The 15,665-nt window shown below is 72.6% G+C and carries 16 protein-coding genes; 10 read left to right on the top strand and 6 right to left on the bottom strand.

What is annotated here, in order from left to right:
* The first annotated feature begins 76 nt into the window (after nucleotides 1–76).
* Nucleotides 77–1,114 carry an LLM class flavin-dependent oxidoreductase gene (locus ABZ215_RS02820; protein WP_354947301.1) on the top strand — a complete coding sequence of 346 codons (1,038 nt, stop codon included), beginning with the start codon at nucleotides 77–79 and terminating at the stop codon, nucleotides 1,112–1,114.
* Nucleotides 1,111–1,791, top strand: coding sequence for an NAD(P)-binding domain-containing protein (locus tag ABZ215_RS02815; protein ID WP_354947299.1), 681 nt, complete (start codon nucleotides 1,111–1,113; stop codon nucleotides 1,789–1,791). Before ABZ215_RS02820 ends, ABZ215_RS02815 begins: the two co-directional genes overlap by 4 nt.
* A gap of 113 nt (nucleotides 1,792–1,904) precedes the next feature.
* Here ABZ215_RS02815 and ABZ215_RS02810 read toward each other — a convergent pair whose 3' ends face one another.
* From ABZ215_RS02810 to ABZ215_RS02800, 3 genes are all read right to left on the bottom strand, one after another.
* The gene (locus tag ABZ215_RS02810; protein ID WP_354947297.1) at nucleotides 1,905–3,056 is read right to left on the bottom strand and encodes a metallophosphoesterase; all 1,152 of its coding nucleotides are present in this window, start codon (nucleotides 3,054–3,056) and stop codon (nucleotides 1,905–1,907) included.
* A 179-nt stretch (nucleotides 3,057–3,235) separates the two neighbouring features.
* Entirely contained in the window at nucleotides 3,236–3,673 is a 438-nt protein-coding gene (locus tag ABZ215_RS02805; RefSeq protein WP_027936054.1) for a DUF4383 domain-containing protein, read from the bottom strand.
* An 86-nt stretch (nucleotides 3,674–3,759) separates the two neighbouring features.
* Nucleotides 3,760–4,752 (bottom strand): ester cyclase, encoded by a 993-nt coding sequence (locus ABZ215_RS02800; protein ID WP_354947294.1) that lies wholly within the window; start codon nucleotides 4,750–4,752, stop codon nucleotides 3,760–3,762.
* A gap of 175 nt (nucleotides 4,753–4,927) precedes the next feature.
* Here ABZ215_RS02800 and ABZ215_RS02795 point away from each other — a divergent pair, with 175 nt between their 5' ends.
* Nucleotides 4,928–6,265 carry an MFS transporter gene (locus ABZ215_RS02795; RefSeq protein ID WP_020419254.1) on the top strand — a complete coding sequence of 446 codons (1,338 nt, stop codon included), beginning with the start codon at nucleotides 4,928–4,930 and terminating at the stop codon, nucleotides 6,263–6,265.
* Between the two features lie 6 nt (nucleotides 6,266–6,271).
* Here the strand turns inward: ABZ215_RS02795 and ABZ215_RS02790 are convergent, their stop codons facing one another.
* Nucleotides 6,272–7,225: a LysR family transcriptional regulator gene (locus ABZ215_RS02790; RefSeq protein WP_354947292.1), complete on the bottom strand. Its 954-nt coding sequence runs from the start codon at nucleotides 7,223–7,225 to the stop codon at nucleotides 6,272–6,274.
* A 72-nt stretch (nucleotides 7,226–7,297) separates the two neighbouring features.
* Here ABZ215_RS02790 and hisD (ABZ215_RS02785) point away from each other — a divergent pair, with 72 nt between their 5' ends.
* Together hisD (ABZ215_RS02785) and ABZ215_RS02780 are read left to right on the top strand one after the other, a co-directional pair.
* Nucleotides 7,298–8,626 (top strand): histidinol dehydrogenase, encoded by a 1,329-nt coding sequence (gene hisD, locus ABZ215_RS02785; protein WP_354711508.1) that lies wholly within the window; start codon nucleotides 7,298–7,300, stop codon nucleotides 8,624–8,626.
* Nucleotides 8,626–9,489 (top strand): carbon-nitrogen hydrolase family protein, encoded by an 864-nt coding sequence (locus tag ABZ215_RS02780; protein WP_354947290.1) that lies wholly within the window; start codon nucleotides 8,626–8,628, stop codon nucleotides 9,487–9,489. The genes hisD (ABZ215_RS02785) and ABZ215_RS02780 overlap by 1 nt, the downstream gene beginning before the upstream one ends.
* A 3-nt stretch (nucleotides 9,490–9,492) precedes the next feature.
* On the opposite strand, the gene ABZ215_RS02775 is transcribed toward ABZ215_RS02780, so the two are convergent.
* A complete protein-coding gene (locus tag ABZ215_RS02775) occupies nucleotides 9,493–10,488 on the bottom strand; it encodes a LacI family DNA-binding transcriptional regulator (protein ID WP_020419258.1) in 996 nt (331 codons plus the stop codon).
* A gap of 118 nt (nucleotides 10,489–10,606) precedes the next feature.
* Between ABZ215_RS02775 and ABZ215_RS02770 the strand changes: the two genes are divergently transcribed.
* The 5 genes from ABZ215_RS02770 to ABZ215_RS02750 are packed head-to-tail and all read left to right on the top strand — an operon-like array spanning nucleotide 10,607 to nucleotide 15,228.
* Nucleotides 10,607–11,749 carry a cupin domain-containing protein gene (locus ABZ215_RS02770; RefSeq protein ID WP_020419259.1) on the top strand — a complete coding sequence of 381 codons (1,143 nt, stop codon included), beginning with the start codon at nucleotides 10,607–10,609 and terminating at the stop codon, nucleotides 11,747–11,749.
* Nucleotides 11,644–12,450: an alpha/beta hydrolase gene (locus ABZ215_RS02765; protein ID WP_345074543.1), complete on the top strand. Its 807-nt coding sequence runs from the start codon at nucleotides 11,644–11,646 to the stop codon at nucleotides 12,448–12,450. Before ABZ215_RS02770 ends, ABZ215_RS02765 begins: the two co-directional genes overlap by 106 nt.
* The gene (gene hisD, locus ABZ215_RS02760; protein WP_354947288.1) at nucleotides 12,435–13,736 is read left to right on the top strand and encodes a histidinol dehydrogenase; all 1,302 of its coding nucleotides are present in this window, start codon (nucleotides 12,435–12,437) and stop codon (nucleotides 13,734–13,736) included. Before ABZ215_RS02765 ends, hisD (ABZ215_RS02760) begins: the two co-directional genes overlap by 16 nt.
* Nucleotides 13,721–14,485, top strand: coding sequence for an SDR family NAD(P)-dependent oxidoreductase (locus ABZ215_RS02755; RefSeq protein WP_237335447.1), 765 nt, complete (start codon nucleotides 13,721–13,723; stop codon nucleotides 14,483–14,485). The genes hisD (ABZ215_RS02760) and ABZ215_RS02755 overlap by 16 nt, the downstream gene beginning before the upstream one ends.
* Entirely contained in the window at nucleotides 14,482–15,228 is a 747-nt protein-coding gene (locus tag ABZ215_RS02750; RefSeq protein WP_237335448.1) for an aldolase/citrate lyase family protein, read from the top strand. Before ABZ215_RS02755 ends, ABZ215_RS02750 begins: the two co-directional genes overlap by 4 nt.
* Here ABZ215_RS02750 and ABZ215_RS02745 read toward each other — a convergent pair.
* Complete coding sequence (locus ABZ215_RS02745; protein ID WP_354947285.1) at nucleotides 15,213–15,593, bottom strand: nuclear transport factor 2 family protein; 381 nt, start codon at nucleotides 15,591–15,593, stop codon at nucleotides 15,213–15,215. The genes ABZ215_RS02750 and ABZ215_RS02745 overlap by 16 nt on opposite strands.
* Between the last annotated feature and the right edge of the window lie 72 nt (nucleotides 15,594–15,665).

Here is a 15,665-nt window from a genome sequence, read left to right as displayed (position 1 = left end):
GTCAATCATACCGGCGTATGACGGGTGATGACAGATTGACGTGTCAATTACTTGGCGCTCACGGAGGAGCCTTCTGATGTCTGATCTGGTGTTCGGGCTCGACACGTTCGGCGACGTGCCCGAGGACGACGACGGCCGTCCGCTGTCGCACGCCCAGGCGATCCGGCAGGTCGTGGACGAGGCCGTGCTGGCCGACGAGATCGGCGTGGACGTGATCGCGCTCGGCGAGCACCACCGCCCGGAGTACTCGGTTTCTTCGCCGGAGACGGTGCTGGCCGGCATCGCCACCCGCACGTCGCGGATCCACCTGTCCTCCGGTGTGACCGTGCTCAGTTCCGACGACCCGGTGCGCGTGTTCCAGCGCTTCGCCACGGTCGACGCGCTGTCGAACGGGCGCGCCGAGGTGATCCTCGGCCGGGGTTCGTTCACCGAGTCGTTCCCGCTGTTCGGTTACGACCTGGCCGACTACGACAAGCTGTTCGAGGAGAAGATCGAGCTGTTCGCGCGGCTGCTGGACGAGAAGCCGGTGACCTGGAGCGGCACGCTGCGCCCGCCACTGGAGGACGCCGACGTCTACCCGAAGACGGAGTCGGGGCGCCTGACGACGTGGGTCGGGGTGGGCGGCTCGCCGCAGTCGGTGGTCCGCACCGCGCACTACGGCCTGCCGCTGATGCTCGCGATCATCGGCGGCCCGCCGAAGCGGTTCGCGCCGTACCTGGACCTGTACCGCAGGGCGGCGGGGGAGTTCGGCACGACCGCCCACCCGGTCGGCATGCACTCGCCGGGGTTCGTCGCCGACACCGACGAGCAGGCCCGCGAGGTGTTCTGGCCGCGGTACCGGGTGATCCGCGACCGGATCGGGCGCCAGCGCGGCTGGCCGCCGATCCGCCGCGAGGAGTACGACGCCGAGATCGAGCACGGCTCGCTCTACATCGGATCGCCGGAGACGGTCGCCCGCAAGATCGCCCGCGCGGTGACGGACCTGGGCGTGGGCCGGTTCGACATGATCTACAGCAGCGGTTCGCAGCCGGCGAGCGCGCGCCTGCGGGCGGTGGAGCTGTACGGCACCAAGGTGATCCCGATGGTTCGCGACATCCTGTCGGAGGCGGAATGACCACCATCGGCATCCTCGGCGCCGGCAAGGTGGGCACGGTGCTGGCGCGGCTCGCGCTCGCGGCCGGGTACCGCGTGCTCATCGCCGGCTCGGGCGCTCCGGAGAAGATCGCGCTGACCGTCGACGTCCTCGCGCCTGGCGCGATCGCGACCACCGCGACGGAGGCGGCTGCCGAGGCCGATGTCGTGATCTTGGCGCTGCCGCTGGGAAAGTACCGCACCGTGCCCGTCGCGGCGCTGGCGGGCAAGCTGGTCGTGGACGCGATGAACTACTGGTGGGAGGTCGACGGCATCCGCGACGACCTCGACGACCCGCGCACCTCGTCGAGCGAGACCGTGCAGTCCTTTGTGGCCGGTGCTCGTGTCGTGAAGGCCTTCAACCACATGGGCTACCACGACCTCGAGGACGGCGCCCGCCCCACCGGAACCCCGGACCGCAAGGCGATCGCCATCGCCGGCGACGACCCGGCGGACGTCGCGGCGGTCGCGGAACTGGTCGACGCGCTCGGCTTCGACCCGGTCACCGCCGGCCCGCTGGCCGAGGGCGTGCGCCTCGAACCCGGCTCGGAAGCCTTCGGAGCCAACGTCACCGCCACCGAACTCCGCGCGATCCTCGACCATTTCCCGGACTCCGAACGGGGACGGCAGGTCGCGAAGGCGCGCGCGCTCGGTGGCTGAGGTCCGCACCGCACCCCGCTCGGCGGTGCTCCCGGATTGTCTCTCGGAACGCCCTGACCGCGCGCGGGCCTGGGACCGGAGCTGGCTCGTGCTGCAGTGCGCGTAGGCCGGGCTCAGCCGCGGGTCAGCTCGATGACCGTGACCTCCGGGCGCGCCCCGATGCGCATCGGGGGTCCCCAGTAGCCCGCGCCGGCCGTTACGTAGAGCTGTGTGTCGCCGTGGCGGGAGAGGCCTTCGACGGCCGGCTGGTCGAGCCGGATGGCGTAGTCGAAGGGCCAGAGCTGCCCGCCGTGGGTGTGGCCGGACAGTTGCAGGTCCACGCCGGCCGCGCGGGCCTGTTCGACCTGCACCGGCTGGTGGGCCAGCAGCACGAGCGGGACGTTGTCGTCCCGGCCGTCGAGCGCGGCGTCGAGATTCGCGCCGTGGCCGGGCAGTCCGGAGCGCGCGGCGGTGCGGTCGTCGATGCCGGCCAGGTCGAAGGTCACGCCCCCGCGGCCGAGCGGGACACGCTCGTTGCGCAGCACGTCCACCCCGAGGGTCGGCAGGTGCCGCAGCCAGGCCTCGGTGTCGACGAAGTACTCGTGGTTGCCGGTGACGAAGTAGACGCCCTGCTCGCTGACCAGGTCGGCCAGCGGGGCGACGTCCTCGCGCAGCTCGTGCAGCTCGCCGTCGACCAGGTCGCCCACGATGGCCACGGCGTCCGGCCGCTGGGCGTTGACCGTCTCGACCAGGCGCTCGAACCGGCTGCCGCCGTAGGTGGTGGACAGGTGCCCGTCGGAGAAGGTGACGATGCGGTAGCCCTCCAGCGCGGGGTCGAGGCCGGCGATCGCGATGGGCACCCGGCGCACCACGGGCGCGGAGTTGGCCAGCACGGCACCGGTGCCCGCGGTGCCGACCGCGACAGCCCCGGCGGTGAGCGCCAGCGAGCGGGCCAGGAACAGCCGCCGCGACGGGTCCGGCGGCGCCTCCACGGCACCGGGGCCGGACGCGGCGGGCATCGCGCGCCGCCGCCGGTTCAGCAGCCAGCGCATCGGTTCGAGCACCAGCAGCGCCAGGAACGCGTAGAGCGCCAGGCCGAGCCAGCTGTAGGCGACCCAGTCCAGCGGCACCTGCGCGGACCAGGGCAGCACGCGGCGCCCGATCACGGCGGCCGCGGGCAGCACGGCGAGGACGACGGTGAGCACGGTCAGCCGCCGCCGCGCCCGCCCGGCGACGGTGGTGGCGCGGACCAGCCGGAACCACAGGTAGCCGTGCAGCACGAGCATCGCGGCGAGGACGACGAGGCCGAAGAGGATGGCGGTCAGGACGTGCTCCAGGCGGCTGGGACGGACACGAACGGGTCAACCGTATCGGCGTGGTCCGCGCCGGTGCGCCACGGGAGCAGGGCCGCCGGGACCGCGTGCCCGGCCGCGGCGCGCCATCAAGGGTGCGGCTTTACGCCGACTCAAGCGCCGCGGCCTCGGGTGGTGACGACGCCGAGCACGATCATTGCGACGCCGAGGACCAGGTGCAGCCAGTTGTCCGCGTTGTTGACCGGGACGAAGTTGGCCGCGCTCGCCTCTTCCACGACCAGCCCGTACAGCCACAGGACCAGGTAGATCGCGCCGCCGCCGACCAGGTAGGCGCGGGCGGCACCGGCGCTGCGCGACATCGCCAGGCCGGCGACCCCGAACAGCAGGTGCACGGCGTTGTGCAGGACCGACACCGAGAACACGCCGAGCAGCATCGCCCTGGAGTGGTGCCCGGCGAAGGTCAGGTCGTCGTAGCCGGTGGTGATGCCTGGGACGAAGCCGAGCACTCCGACCAGGAGGAACACCGCCCCCACGGCTCCCGCCGCGACGCGCACGGGGCTGGTCTTGGACGCAGTGGTGGATCGGGACATGGTGCTCACCTCGTCTGGCTGGATCGGATCGGTCGCCAGCCATTCGTCGCGCCCCGTGGTCCGGATGGGTGCCGGGGCGCGGCGCGTCAGTAGATGTTCGTGTCCGTGAACGAGCTCTCGTGGCTGTTGATCTGCGCCCGCAGCGCGATCTGGTCGAACACGCGGATCTCGCGGGTGATGCGGCCGCCCTGGACCAGGAACTGCGACACCCCGAGCAGGTCCACCGGCTGGCCGGTCAGCGGGCCGAACTCCGGCACGCCCCGGTAGGAGCCCTTCATCACCCACAGCACGGCGATGCGCAGCCCGGCGTAGCGCTCCGCGTAGTTCGTCTGGATGTCGCGCACCTCGAACCGCGCGTCGGGGAACGGCGCGATCTGGGTGAGCAGGTCTCGCTGGTACCCGTCGGGGCGCAGGACCGTCCGGTCGCCGATCGTGTGCAGGAACAGGTCGCGCGGCATGAAGTCGGTGACCTTGTGCAGCCGCCGCGCGTTCCACACCTCCTCGATGAACTCCAGCACCATCTCGCACTCGGGCCGGTGGTCGTCCGGGCGCGGGCCGCTGTCGCCCGCGGTCAGGACGTCCGCCGGCGCCGGCTTGGTCATCGAGCCCTCGTACCCGCGGAACCGCAAGCCGCGCGCGACCTCGGCCGGGTCCAGCCCGAGCTGCAGGCAGTCGGCGAGGTCGTCCCGCACTACCCATTCCTCGACCATCCGCCCGCGCCGGTAGAGGCAGTTGGCGATGGTGCGCTTGCGGATCGGCACCTCGACGCCGTTCACGATGTGCGTGTCCGCGGAGAAGACGAGGTGCGAGCTGAGGAACGCGTCGTCGCCGCGGGCCTCCCACACCACGTCCTCGGCCTGGCCCACGTGCTGCGGCACCTGCGCGATCCGCATCAGGCTGCCTTCGATCACGCCGTCCCTGCCGACGACCGTGCCGAGGCCACCGTGGACGATCGAGTCCGGCTCGTAGTTGTCGGTGATGTAGGAGATATCGCGCTGGACCCAGATCCGGTCGGTGACCTCGCGGATGAAGTCGTCCGGGTCCTCGTAGGGCTGGTAGGCGACCGGATCGAGGGGCATGGCGTCGTCCTTTCCGTGGCTGGGCCGGGGCACGCCGACTGTATCCGTATGCATGATCGTCGGCAAGAGCGAACAAGCGGCTGTGATCTGCGTCTTGACCGCTTTGCTTCGCCCACCTATGTTGCAGTCCATACGTATGCAAACGGCTCAGCCGTTGTGGCACAATGGAGGTGTCATGTCCACCGTCGCGCCGACCACAGCCGCGTCCACGGACGCGCCCGGACGTCGGAAGACGATCCGGCGCACGATCATCGCCGGCAGCATCGGCAACTTCGTCGAACAGTTCGACTACGGGTTGTACGGCTACATGGCACCCGTCCTCGCCTCGTCGTTCTTCCCGGCGAGCGACCACACCGCGAGCGTGCTCAGTGCGTACGCGGTGATCGCGATCGCCTGCCTGGTCCGCCCGCTCGGCGGGACCCTGCTCGGCAGGTGGGGCGACCGGTTCGGGCGCAAGAAGGTCCTGCTGTGGACCGTGGTGTTCATGGGCATCTCCACGGCCGCGATCGGCGTCCTGCCAACCTACGGCCAGATCGGGCTGGCCGCGCCGCTGATCCTGTTGCTGCTGCGCGTGGTGCAGGGCATGGTGGCCGGCGGCGAGTACGTCGGCGCCGTCGCGTTCGTGGTCGAGTGGGCCGAGCCGCGCCGTCGCGGGTTCTACACCTCGTTCGCCTCCAACAGCTGCTTCCTGGGCATCCTCGCCGGAGCCGGGGTGGCCGCGCTGATGAGCGCGGTGTTCACGGACGAGGCGCTGCACAGCTGGGGCTGGCGGATCCCGTTCCTGGCGGTGCTGCCGCTGTGCCTGATCGGGGTCTGGCTGCGCAGCCGGATCGAGGAGACCCCGGAGTTCGTCGCCGCGACCGAGCACGGCACCAACGTCGTCGCGGCGCCGTTCCGCGAGGCCCTGCGCTCCCAGTGGCGGCCGATCCTGGTGTTCTGCGGCGCTTCGATCATGCTGGCGATCCTGTCCTACACCTGGGTCACCTTCTACCCGGAGTACCTGTCCGACACGCTCGGGCTGTCCAAGTCGGCCGCGTGGCTGTCCAACATGATCTCGGTCGCCGTGCTGATCCCGCTGCTGCCCGTCGCCGGCGCGATCTCCGACCGGATCGGGCGCAAGCCGATGCTGATCACCGGCGCGGTGGCGTGCATCGTGCTGGTGCCGCTGGCGTTCTGGGTGGGCCAGCACGGCACGTTCGGCGCCGCGGTGGTGAGCCAGCTGATCTACATCATCCCGGAGTTCTTCCTGACCGGCATCGTCACGGTGTGCGCGGCGGAGCTGTTCGCGACCCGCACCCGGTTCAGCGCCAGCTCGATCGCCTACAACAGCTCGTTCTCGATCTTCATGGGCATCACGCCGTTCGTCGCGACGCTGCTGGTGTCGACGTTCGGCACGATCTACGCCGTGTGGGTCTACCTCGCGGTGGCCGCGGTGCTGGCGCTGGTGGTGATCACCTTCTTCATGACGGAGACCTACCGCAGCGAGCTCGCCGCGGACAAGTTCGCCCGCTGAGTCCACTCAGGACACCGGCGGCTCCTCCCGTGCCGGGAGGGGCCGCCGGTGTTCGAGCATGTCGTTGCGCATCAGCAGGTCCACCGCGAGTCGGGCGAGTTCGTCGGTGGCGGGGGAGAGCCTGCTGTGCTCCCGCCGGACGAGGGCGAACGTGTTGTGCAGCGGCGGGTCGAAGGTCGTGGTGTGCAGGCGCAGGCCCTCGGTGCGCACGAGCCGTTCGGCCACCGCGCGGGACAGGAACGTGTCGCCGAGCCCGCGGGCGACCAGGTGCAGTGCCGCCTGGGCCTGCTCGACCTCGATGAACGGCTCGATCCGCACCCCGGCGACCTGGGCCCGCTCGGTCAGCTGCAGCCGGTCCGGGTCGGCCTGCCCCACGTGCGCGTCGTAGAGGACGAGGCGCCGCCGCGCCATCGTCTCGATGTCCACCGGTGCCGCGACGTGGTCGGGATCCGCCGACACGTAGAGCACCTCGTCGCGGGCGAGCGGCGTGATCTCCAGCCCGGCCGGGGTGACCGGCAGGACGACGATGCCCGCCTCCAGGTCCCCGGCCGCGACCGCCTCGGCGACGAGCGCGGCGTTGACCCCGACCAGCCGGACCCGCACGTCCGGGTGCGCGGCGGCGAACCGCTCGCCGAGCTCGGCCAGCAGGTAGAAGTCGGCATTGCGGAACAGGCCGAACGAGGCCACGCCGCCGGTCAGCCCGCGCACCGCCTTCACCGTGTCCTCGGCGTTGCGCGCCGCGCTCACCGTCTGTTGCGCGTGCGGCAGCAGTTGCGCGCCCGCGGGTGTGAGCGTCAGCCGCCGCCCGCCGCGGTGGAAGAGCTGCAGCCCGCACTCCTCCTCCAGCCTGCGCACCAATTCCGAAATCGCCGCCTGGGTGTAGCCGAGCGCGGCGCCTGCCGCCGTGAACGAGCCGAGTTCGGCCGCCGCGACGAGCGCGCGCAGCTGCGTCAGAGTCACAAGGAAATCCTATAGGTGTCCCAACGGAAGACAAGGTGGTCCTGTGTCCGGTGTGGAACTAGCTTTCCGGGTATGTACTTCACCGAAGCCACCCAGCGCCGCTTCGCCGGCCGGTTCACCGTCGTCAAGGAGCCCGCGGCCGGGGGCGCCCCGGCTCAGCGCGACGCGGGCGTCATCGACACCGTGACCCGCATGCTCGACCGGATCCGCGCCGAGGGACTCGACGCCGTCACCCGCTACGCCGCCGAACTCGACGGCTACGACGGCAGGCCGCTGGAGATCTCCCGCGAGGAGATGCGCCGCAGCGGCGACGCGCTGCCCGGCGACCTGCGCGCGGCCATCGAACTCGGCGCCGCCCGCACCGCGGCGTTCGCCAAGGCGTCCCGGGACGCGCTGAAGGATCTGGAGGTCGAGCTCGAACCGGGCCTGGTCGCCGGGTACCGCTACGTTCCGGTGCAGCGCGTCGGCGCCTACCTCCCGGCGGGCCGGTTCCCGCTGACCGCGAGCGCGTTCATGACCGTCAACGTCGCCAAGGCCGCCGGGGTCCCGTCGGTCGTCGCGTGCACCCCGCCGCAGCCGGACGGCGGCCCCAACCCCGCCGTGCTCTACGCCGCGTACGTGTCCGGTGTGGACCGGGTCTTCCTGCTGGGCGGGGTGCAGGCGCTCGCCTCGATGGCCTACGGGCTCGTCGGGGACGCGCCGGCAGACATGCTCGTCGGCGCGGGCAACGCGTTCGTGGCCGAGGCGAAGCGCCAGCTGTTCGGCACGGTCGCGATCGACCTGCTCGCCGGACCGTCCGAAGTGGCCGTGATCGCCGACGAGACCGCGGATCCCGAGCTCGTCGCCGCCGACCTGCTCGGCCAGGCCGAGCACGGCCCGGACTCGCCCGCGGCGCTGATCACGACGAACGCCGACCTGGCCGCCCAGGTGTCCGCCGAGATCGACCGCCAGCTCGCGACGCTGGCCACCGCGCCGATCGCGGGCCCGGCCTGGCGCGACCACGGTTCGATCACCGTGGCCGCCGACCGGGAGACCGCGGCGGCGCTGATGGACGACCTCGCGCCGGAGCACCTGGAGATCCAGACCGCCGACGACGGCTGGTACCACGAGCACCTGACCGCCTACGGCTCGCTGTTCCTCGGGCCGTGGAGCACCGTCGCCTACTCCGACAAGGGCATGGCCGGGACCAACCACGTGCTGCCCACCGCGGGCGGCGCCCGGCACGGCGCCGGGTTGTCGGTGTCCCGGTTCCTCCGCCCGCTGACCTACCAGCGGGTCGCCCGCGAGGCCACGCCCGCGCTCGCCGGCGCCGTCGAGGTGATCTCCGCTTCGGAGGGCATGGCGGCCCACCGCGCCACCGCCACCCTGCGCACGCAGCGGCTGGCATTGCAGGAGGCCTGATGGGACGGCCGCTCACCCTCGCGCTCGCCCAGGTCCCGGGTCGCACCGATCTCGACGGGCTCGCCGCGCACGCCACGGCCACGATGCGGCGGTTCCCGGGCACCCGGCTGCTGGCCTACCCGGAACTGCACGTCACGGGCGAGTCCGAATTGGACACAATGGACAGCGTGGAACCACTGACCGGGCCACGGCACCGGTGCTTCGCCGAGCTGGCCGGGGACCTCGGCGTGTGGCTGTGCCCGGGCAGCGTCGCCGAGCTCGGGGACGACGGGCACGTCTACGACACGGCGGTGGTGTATTCGCCGGAGGGTGAGCTGGCCGCCGCCTACCGCAAGGTGTTCCCGTGGCGCCCGCACGAGCCGTTCCGGCCGGGCCGCGAGTTCGTCGTGTTCGCCATCCCGGGCGTCGGCCGCGTCGGGCTGTCCGTCTGCTACGACGCCTGGTTCCCCGAGGTCACCCGGCACCTGGCGTGGCTGGGCGCGGAGCTGGTGCTCAACGTGGTGCGCACCGACACCGCCGACCGCGCCCAGGAGATCGTGCTCGCCCGCGCCAACGCGATCGTCAACCAGGTGTTCGTCGCGAGCGTCAACGCGGCCGGCCCGACCGGTCTCGGGCACTCGGTGCTGGCCGGGCCGGAGGGGCAGGTGCTCGCCGAGTTGCCCGGCGCGGCCGCCGGGGTGCTCACCGCCGTGGTCGACCTGGACGCGGTGACCGCCGTGCGGCGGCACGGCAGCTTCGGCGTCACCCGCGTGTGGGACCAGCTGCGGGAGGGCGACGAGCCGATCCCGATGCCGCTCTACGGCGGCGCGCTCACCCCGGCGGCCTGGGCCGCGGCGGAACAGCGGCGGACCACGGAGGCGTGAGGGTCACCGCGCCGCGTGCGTCCCCCGCGGCACCAGCTCCGGGGCGAACGTCACGCGGCGCGGCGCCTCCTCCGCGCTGCCGGAGATGCGTTCGACCAGCAGGTCCGCGGCCGCCTGGGCCATCCCGTCGAGGTCGTGGCGGACCGTGGTGAGGTCGAACGTCTCCCAGGACGCCATCGGCAGGTCGTCGAACCCGATGACGGTCAGGTCGCCGGGCACGTCGATCCCCAGGCGGCGCGCGGCGTTCATCGCGCCGATCGCGATCACGTCGTTGCCGCAGAAGACCGCGCTGGGACGGGAGTCCCCGGCCATCAGGTCGAGCAGGCCCTGGTAGCCGGTGCCGTAGTCGAACGGCCCGCGCCGCACGCGGTGCCGCGGCAGGCCGACCCCGGCCTCCGACAGGCCCACCCGGAACCCCAGTTCGCGGTCCCGCCCGGTGGTGGTCTCCGCGGGCCCGCCGATCAGGGCGACGTCGGTGTGGCCGAGCCGCACGATCTCCTCGGCGACGAGCCGCCCGCCCGCCTCGTTGTCCACCACCGCGGCGTCGGCCTTGTCGTTGCCGGTCTCCCGGTTGAGGAACACGAACGGCAGCCCGCGCCGGGTCAGCTCGGCGGGCAGGGCGGAGCCGATGACCGCCGTGGTGAGCACGACGCCGTCGATGGAGCGGTCCAGCAGCCGCTCGGTCTCCAGCGCGGTTTCGCTGCGCTCGGTGAACAGCATCATCCGGTAGCCGTGCCGTTCGAGCGTGTCGTGCAGGGGGCCGATCAGGTGCGGGTAGAAGGGGTTGGTCAGGTCGGTGACGACCACGCCGATGCGGCGGGTCGAGCGCGTGGACAGGCTCCGGCCCGCCTCGCTGGGTACGTACCCGAGCGCTTCGGCCGCTTCGCGCACCCGTTCCCGGGTGGCCGCGGAGACCCGGTGGTCGCCGCGCAGCGCCCGCGAGACCGTCGGCTGGGAGACCCCGGCGAGCCGGGCCACGTCATGGCTCGTGATCGACATCGGCGCCCTCCCCGGTCCGGCCCTGTGCATACGCATCCTAGCCGAATCGACCCCTTGACAGGCAACCGCGGGGATGGTGGCATGCATACGTATTAACAACAACGTTGCGGAGGGTGTCATGGTCAACGGCGAGGGGCGGGTCACGGCGGAGGAGCTGCGGCGCCGGACGATCCGGCGGGCCGACTTCGTGTCCTGCAACCAGGCGTTCATCGACTGCCGGACCCCGGGTTCGGACCGCAAGGAGAACTACTCGATGATCGGCCCGGGGGTGACGCAGAACCCGAACCAGGTGGTGAACCTGCGCGAGCCGCACGGGTTCAACATCGGTGCCGCGGCGATGCCGCACGGCATCACCAACAACCTGCACCTGCACTTCACGGCCGAGGTGTTCCTGTGCTTCCGCGGCGAGTTCCTGCTCCGCTGGGGCGCCGACGGCGACGAGGGCGAACTGGTGCTCCGCGAGGGCGACATCGCCTCGATCCCGACGTGGATCTTCCGCGGGTTCACCAACATCGGCCCCGACGACGGCTGGCTGTTCACCGTGCTCGGCCACGACGACACCGGCGGCATCATCTGGGGCCCGTCGGTGCTGCGCGAGGCCGAGGGCCACGGCCTGTACCTGACCGCGGACAACCGGCTCGTCGACACCGTCGCCGGCGACGAGGTGCCCGACCCGGCCGAGCTGGTCCGGCCGATGGCCGCCGAGGACATCGCCGCACTGCCCTCCTACGACGCCGGCCGGATGCGCCGGCGGGTGGCCACCGCCGGCGACCTGCGGTGGTCCTCGCGGGCTCTGCTGGGCAGCGTCCTGCCCGGCGGGCGCGCCGAACTGGCCGCGGTGATCGGGTTCGGCATGACCGAGGACCGCGACCAGGAACCACGCGTCTACCAGCCGCACGGGCACAACGTGGCATGGCTGCGGGCGGAGCCGGGCGAGGGCGTGCTGCTGCACCGCCACGACGAGACGCAGGTCCTGATGGTGAAGGACGGCGAGTGGGAGGTGACGCTCAACCGGCACGACGAGGTGAGCGTGCGGCTGGGCCCGTGGGACATGCTGTCCGTGCCGCGCGGGGCGTGGCGCAGCATCCGCAACGTGTCCGACTCGACGGCCAGCCTGCTCGTCGTCAACAGCGGGGACGGGCGCGTGCGCCTGGAGTGGGACGACGAGGTCGTCAAGGCGGCCGCCGACGCCGGGGTGGGCGTGGACCACAATGGCTACCTCGCGCCCTACCACCTGCTGCCGCGGCCGGCCGGGCGGTGACGGCGCCGCCGGTGGTGCTCGTACCCGGCATGCTGTGCGACGCGGACCTGTGGGCCGATGTCGACGTGCCGTCGCCGGTCGTGCACGCGGAGATCACCGCGCCGGACATCGGCGGCATGGCCGAGCAGATCCTCGCCGCGGTCGACGGCCCGTTCGTGCTCGCCGGGCTGAGCCTGGGCGCGATCGCCGGGTTCGAGGTCGCCCGGCGCGCGCCAGGGCGGCTGGCCGGGTTCTGCGCCATGGCGACCAACGCGGGCGCGCCGCGGCGGGAGCAGCTGGCGGGCTGGGCGGAGCTCGACCGGCTCACCGCCGACGGCGGGTTCGAGGCGGCCGTCGCCCGGATCCTGCCGACCATGTTCGCCGAGCCGGATCCCGTGCTGCGTCAACGGTTTCTCGGCATGGCCGGTCGCGTCGGGCCCGCCGTGTTCCGGTCCCAGCTCGCCGCGCAAGCCACCCGGCGCGACGCCCACGCCGCGATCGCGACGCTGTCCTGCCCGGTCCTGGTGCTGTGCGGCGAACGCGACGCGCTCTGCCCGCCTGCCTTCCACCACAAGATCGCCGCGCACGCGCGGGACGCCACCTGCCACGTCATCCCCGGGGCCGGGCACCTGCTGACGCTCGAAGCCCCGGACACCACGACCACCCTGCTGCGCGACTGGCTGCGCGGCCTACCGAAGGAGTTCCGATGCCCAAGGTCCTGAAATCCGCCGTCCCCGCCGAGCAGGTCGCCGCCCAGCGGGACGACGTCGCCGACCGCGTCCGCGGGATCATCGCCGACATCCGGGACCGCGGCGACGCCGCGGTCCGGGAGTACTCGGCGAAGTTCGACTCGTGGTCGCCGGAGTCGTTCCGGCTCTCCCCGGAGCGGATCGAGGAGATCGTCGCCCGCGTTCCGGCCCAGGTGCTGGACGACATCCGGTTCGTGCAGGACCAGGTGCGCACCTTCGCCCGGCACCAGCGGGACTCGATGCGCGAGTTCGAGGTCGAGACCCTGCCCGGGGTCCACTTGGGACAGAAGCACGTGCCGGTCGCCGCGGCGGGCGCGTACGTCCCCGGCGGCCGGTACCCGCTCACCGCGTCCGCGCACATGACCATCGTGACCGCGAAGGTCGCCGGGGTGCCGCGGGTGGCCGCGTGCACGCCGCCGATCCGCGGCGAGGTGCCCGACGCCACCGTCGCCGCCATGCACTTGGCGGGCGCTGACGAGATCTACCTGCTCGGCGGGGTGCAGGCGGTGGCCGCGCTGGCGGTCGGCACCGAGACCATCGGGCGCGTCGACCTGATCGCCGGACCCGGCAACGCCTACGTCGCGGAGGCCAAGCGGCAGCTGTTCGGCGAGGTCGGCATCGACCTGTTCGCCGGGCCGACCGAGGTGCTGGTGATCGCCGACCACACCGCCGACCCGTTCGTCGTCGCGGTGGACCTGCTGTCGCAGGCCGAGCACGGGCCGGACTCGCCCGCGGTGCTGATCACCACCTCGGCGGACCTCGCGCGGGAGGTGCTCGACCACGTCGAGGCGCTGCTGCCCGGCATGCCCACCCGCGACTTCGCCGAACCGGCGTGGCGCGACCACGGCGAGATCCACGTGGTCGACTCGGTCGACGAGGCGTTCGCGCTGGCCGACACCTACGCGTCCGAGCACGTCCAGGTGCTCACCGCGCAGCCGCGGCAGGCGCTGGAGAAGATGCGGAACTACGGCGCGTTGTTCCTCGGCCCGGGCACCTGCGTGTCCTTCGGGGACAAGGTGATCGGCACGAACCACGTCCTGCCGACGCGCGGCGCGGCCAGGTACACCGGCGGGCTGTGGGTCGGCAAGTACCTCAAGACCGTGACCTACCAGGAGGTCACCAGCAGCGAGTCGAGCGAGCGGCTGGGCGAGGTGTGCGGCCGGGCGGCGCGGGTCGAGCTGTTCGAGGGCCACGCGCGGTCCGGCGACGTGCGCGCGGCCGGGTTCCGGCGGGGGGAGCTGGCGTGGAACCCGGCCTGAGCGGGCGCACCGCGCTGGTCACCGGCGGCGGCAACGGCCTCGGCCGGGCGATCGCCGTGGCGCTGTCGGAGGCCGGCGCGCGAGTCGTGGTGACCGGGCGGCGGCGGTCCAGTTTGGACGAGACGGTGGCCGCCCTGCCCGGGCCGGGGCGGGCGGCGGTGTGCGACGTGGCCGACCCCGGCTCGGTCGCCGCGCTGGCCGCGGAGCTGGCGGACGAGGAGATCTCGGTGCTCGTCAACAACGCCGGCGTCGCGGGGCCGGTCAAGCCGCTGACCGAGGTCGAGCCGGACGAGTGGGACGAGGTGTTCGCGGTCAACGTCCGCGGCGTGTACCTGGTGTGCCGGGCGTTCCTGCCGCCGATGGTCGCGCGCGGGGCGGGGGACGTCGTGAACATCGCGTCGGTGAGCGGGAAGCGGCCGTTGCTGCGGCGCACCCCGTACTGCGCGTCGAAGATGGCGGTGATCGGGCTGACGGCCACGCTCGCGGGCGAGGTCGGGCCGCACGGGGTGGCGGTGAACTCGTTGTCGCCGGGGCCGGTGGCCGGGCCGCGCATGGAACGCAACTTCCGGCTGGAGGCCGAGCGCACCGGCGTGAGTTGCGAGGAGGCGGAGCGGGCTTTCGTGGGGCGGTCGGCGTTGGGCCGGATGGTGACGGAGGCGGAGGTGGCGGCCGGGGTGCTGGCGATGTTGCGGATGCCGGGGCTGTGTGCGGCGGACATCGACCTGTCGGCGGGGATGGTGGCGCGGTGAGGACGCTGAAACAACGCCTGGCGGCGGGGGAGCGGCTGCTCGGCGGCCTGCTGCGGCTGCCGTCGGAAACGCTCGTCGAGATGGCCGGCGTCGCCGGGCTCGACTTCGTCGTGCTCGACTGCGAACACGGGCCCGCCGACCTGGTGCCGCTGCAGCAGCACGTCGTCGCGGCCCAGGCGCACGGGCTGGGCGTGCTGGTCCGGGCCGGGGCGGCCGAGCCCGCACTCGTCCTGCGCGTCCTCGACCTGGGCGCGGATGGCGTGATCGTGCCGCACGTCGACACCGCGGAGCAGGCCAGGGCGGTCGTCGCGGCCGCGCACTACCCGCCGCTCGGCGAGCGCGGCTTCGCGACCTACAGCAGGGCAGGCCGGTTCGGCGCCCGGGATATCGCCGAGCACCTGTCGCGCTCCGCGGAGACCACGCTGGTCGTGCCGATGATCGAGACGCCGGAGGCGTGCGCGGCGGCGCCGGAGATCCTGGACGTGCCGGGCGTCGACGCGGTGCTGGTGGGTCCCGCGGACCTGTCGGTGGCGATGGGCCTGACCGGTGGTGCCGCCGAACCCCGCGTCCGTCAGGCGATGGCGGAGGTCGCGAACGCGGCGGAGCGGGCGGGCAAGCCGATGGTGAGCATCGTGGGCGGCACGGCGCAGGCCGCGGCGGCCCCGCCGGGCGCGGTGATCTACAACCTGGCGCACGTGCTGCTCCACACGCTGCGCGACCTGGCCGGTCAGTCCGGGCGGTAGGACTTCTCCGGCCAGAACGGCCACTCCTCGAACGCCCGGCACCGGCCGTCCCCGGCGAAGCGGATGATCCACAGGTCCCGGTACTGCTGTCGCGTGGGTTCGCCGTAGGTCACCTCGACCCGCACGACGGCGGTGTCCCCGTCGAGGGCAACCGGTTCGCTGGTCATCCGGAAGTCCTCGTCGGGGCCGGTCCGCTCGGCCTCCCACATCGCGGCGATGGCCGGCAGTCCCCGCACCGGTTCGCGGTACGGGGACTGCTGGTAGGTCGCGTCGTCGGTGAACAGTTCCGCCAGGGCGCCGGTGCCCGGTGACCGCCACGCGCGCTCGTAGCCGTCGACCCAGGACCGCACTCGTCGCTCGTCCATGCGGTGAGTGTGGCACCGGACGGCGGCTCAGCGCGGCGGCCGCGCGTCCAGCAGGACCAGGACCGTGACGAG

This window comes from Amycolatopsis sp. NPDC006131, from assembly GCF_040614175.1.
GTDB lineage: Bacteria > Actinomycetota > Actinomycetes > Mycobacteriales > Pseudonocardiaceae > Amycolatopsis_E > Amycolatopsis_E tucumanensis.
This window is presented reverse-complemented; position numbering and strand designations above follow the sequence as displayed.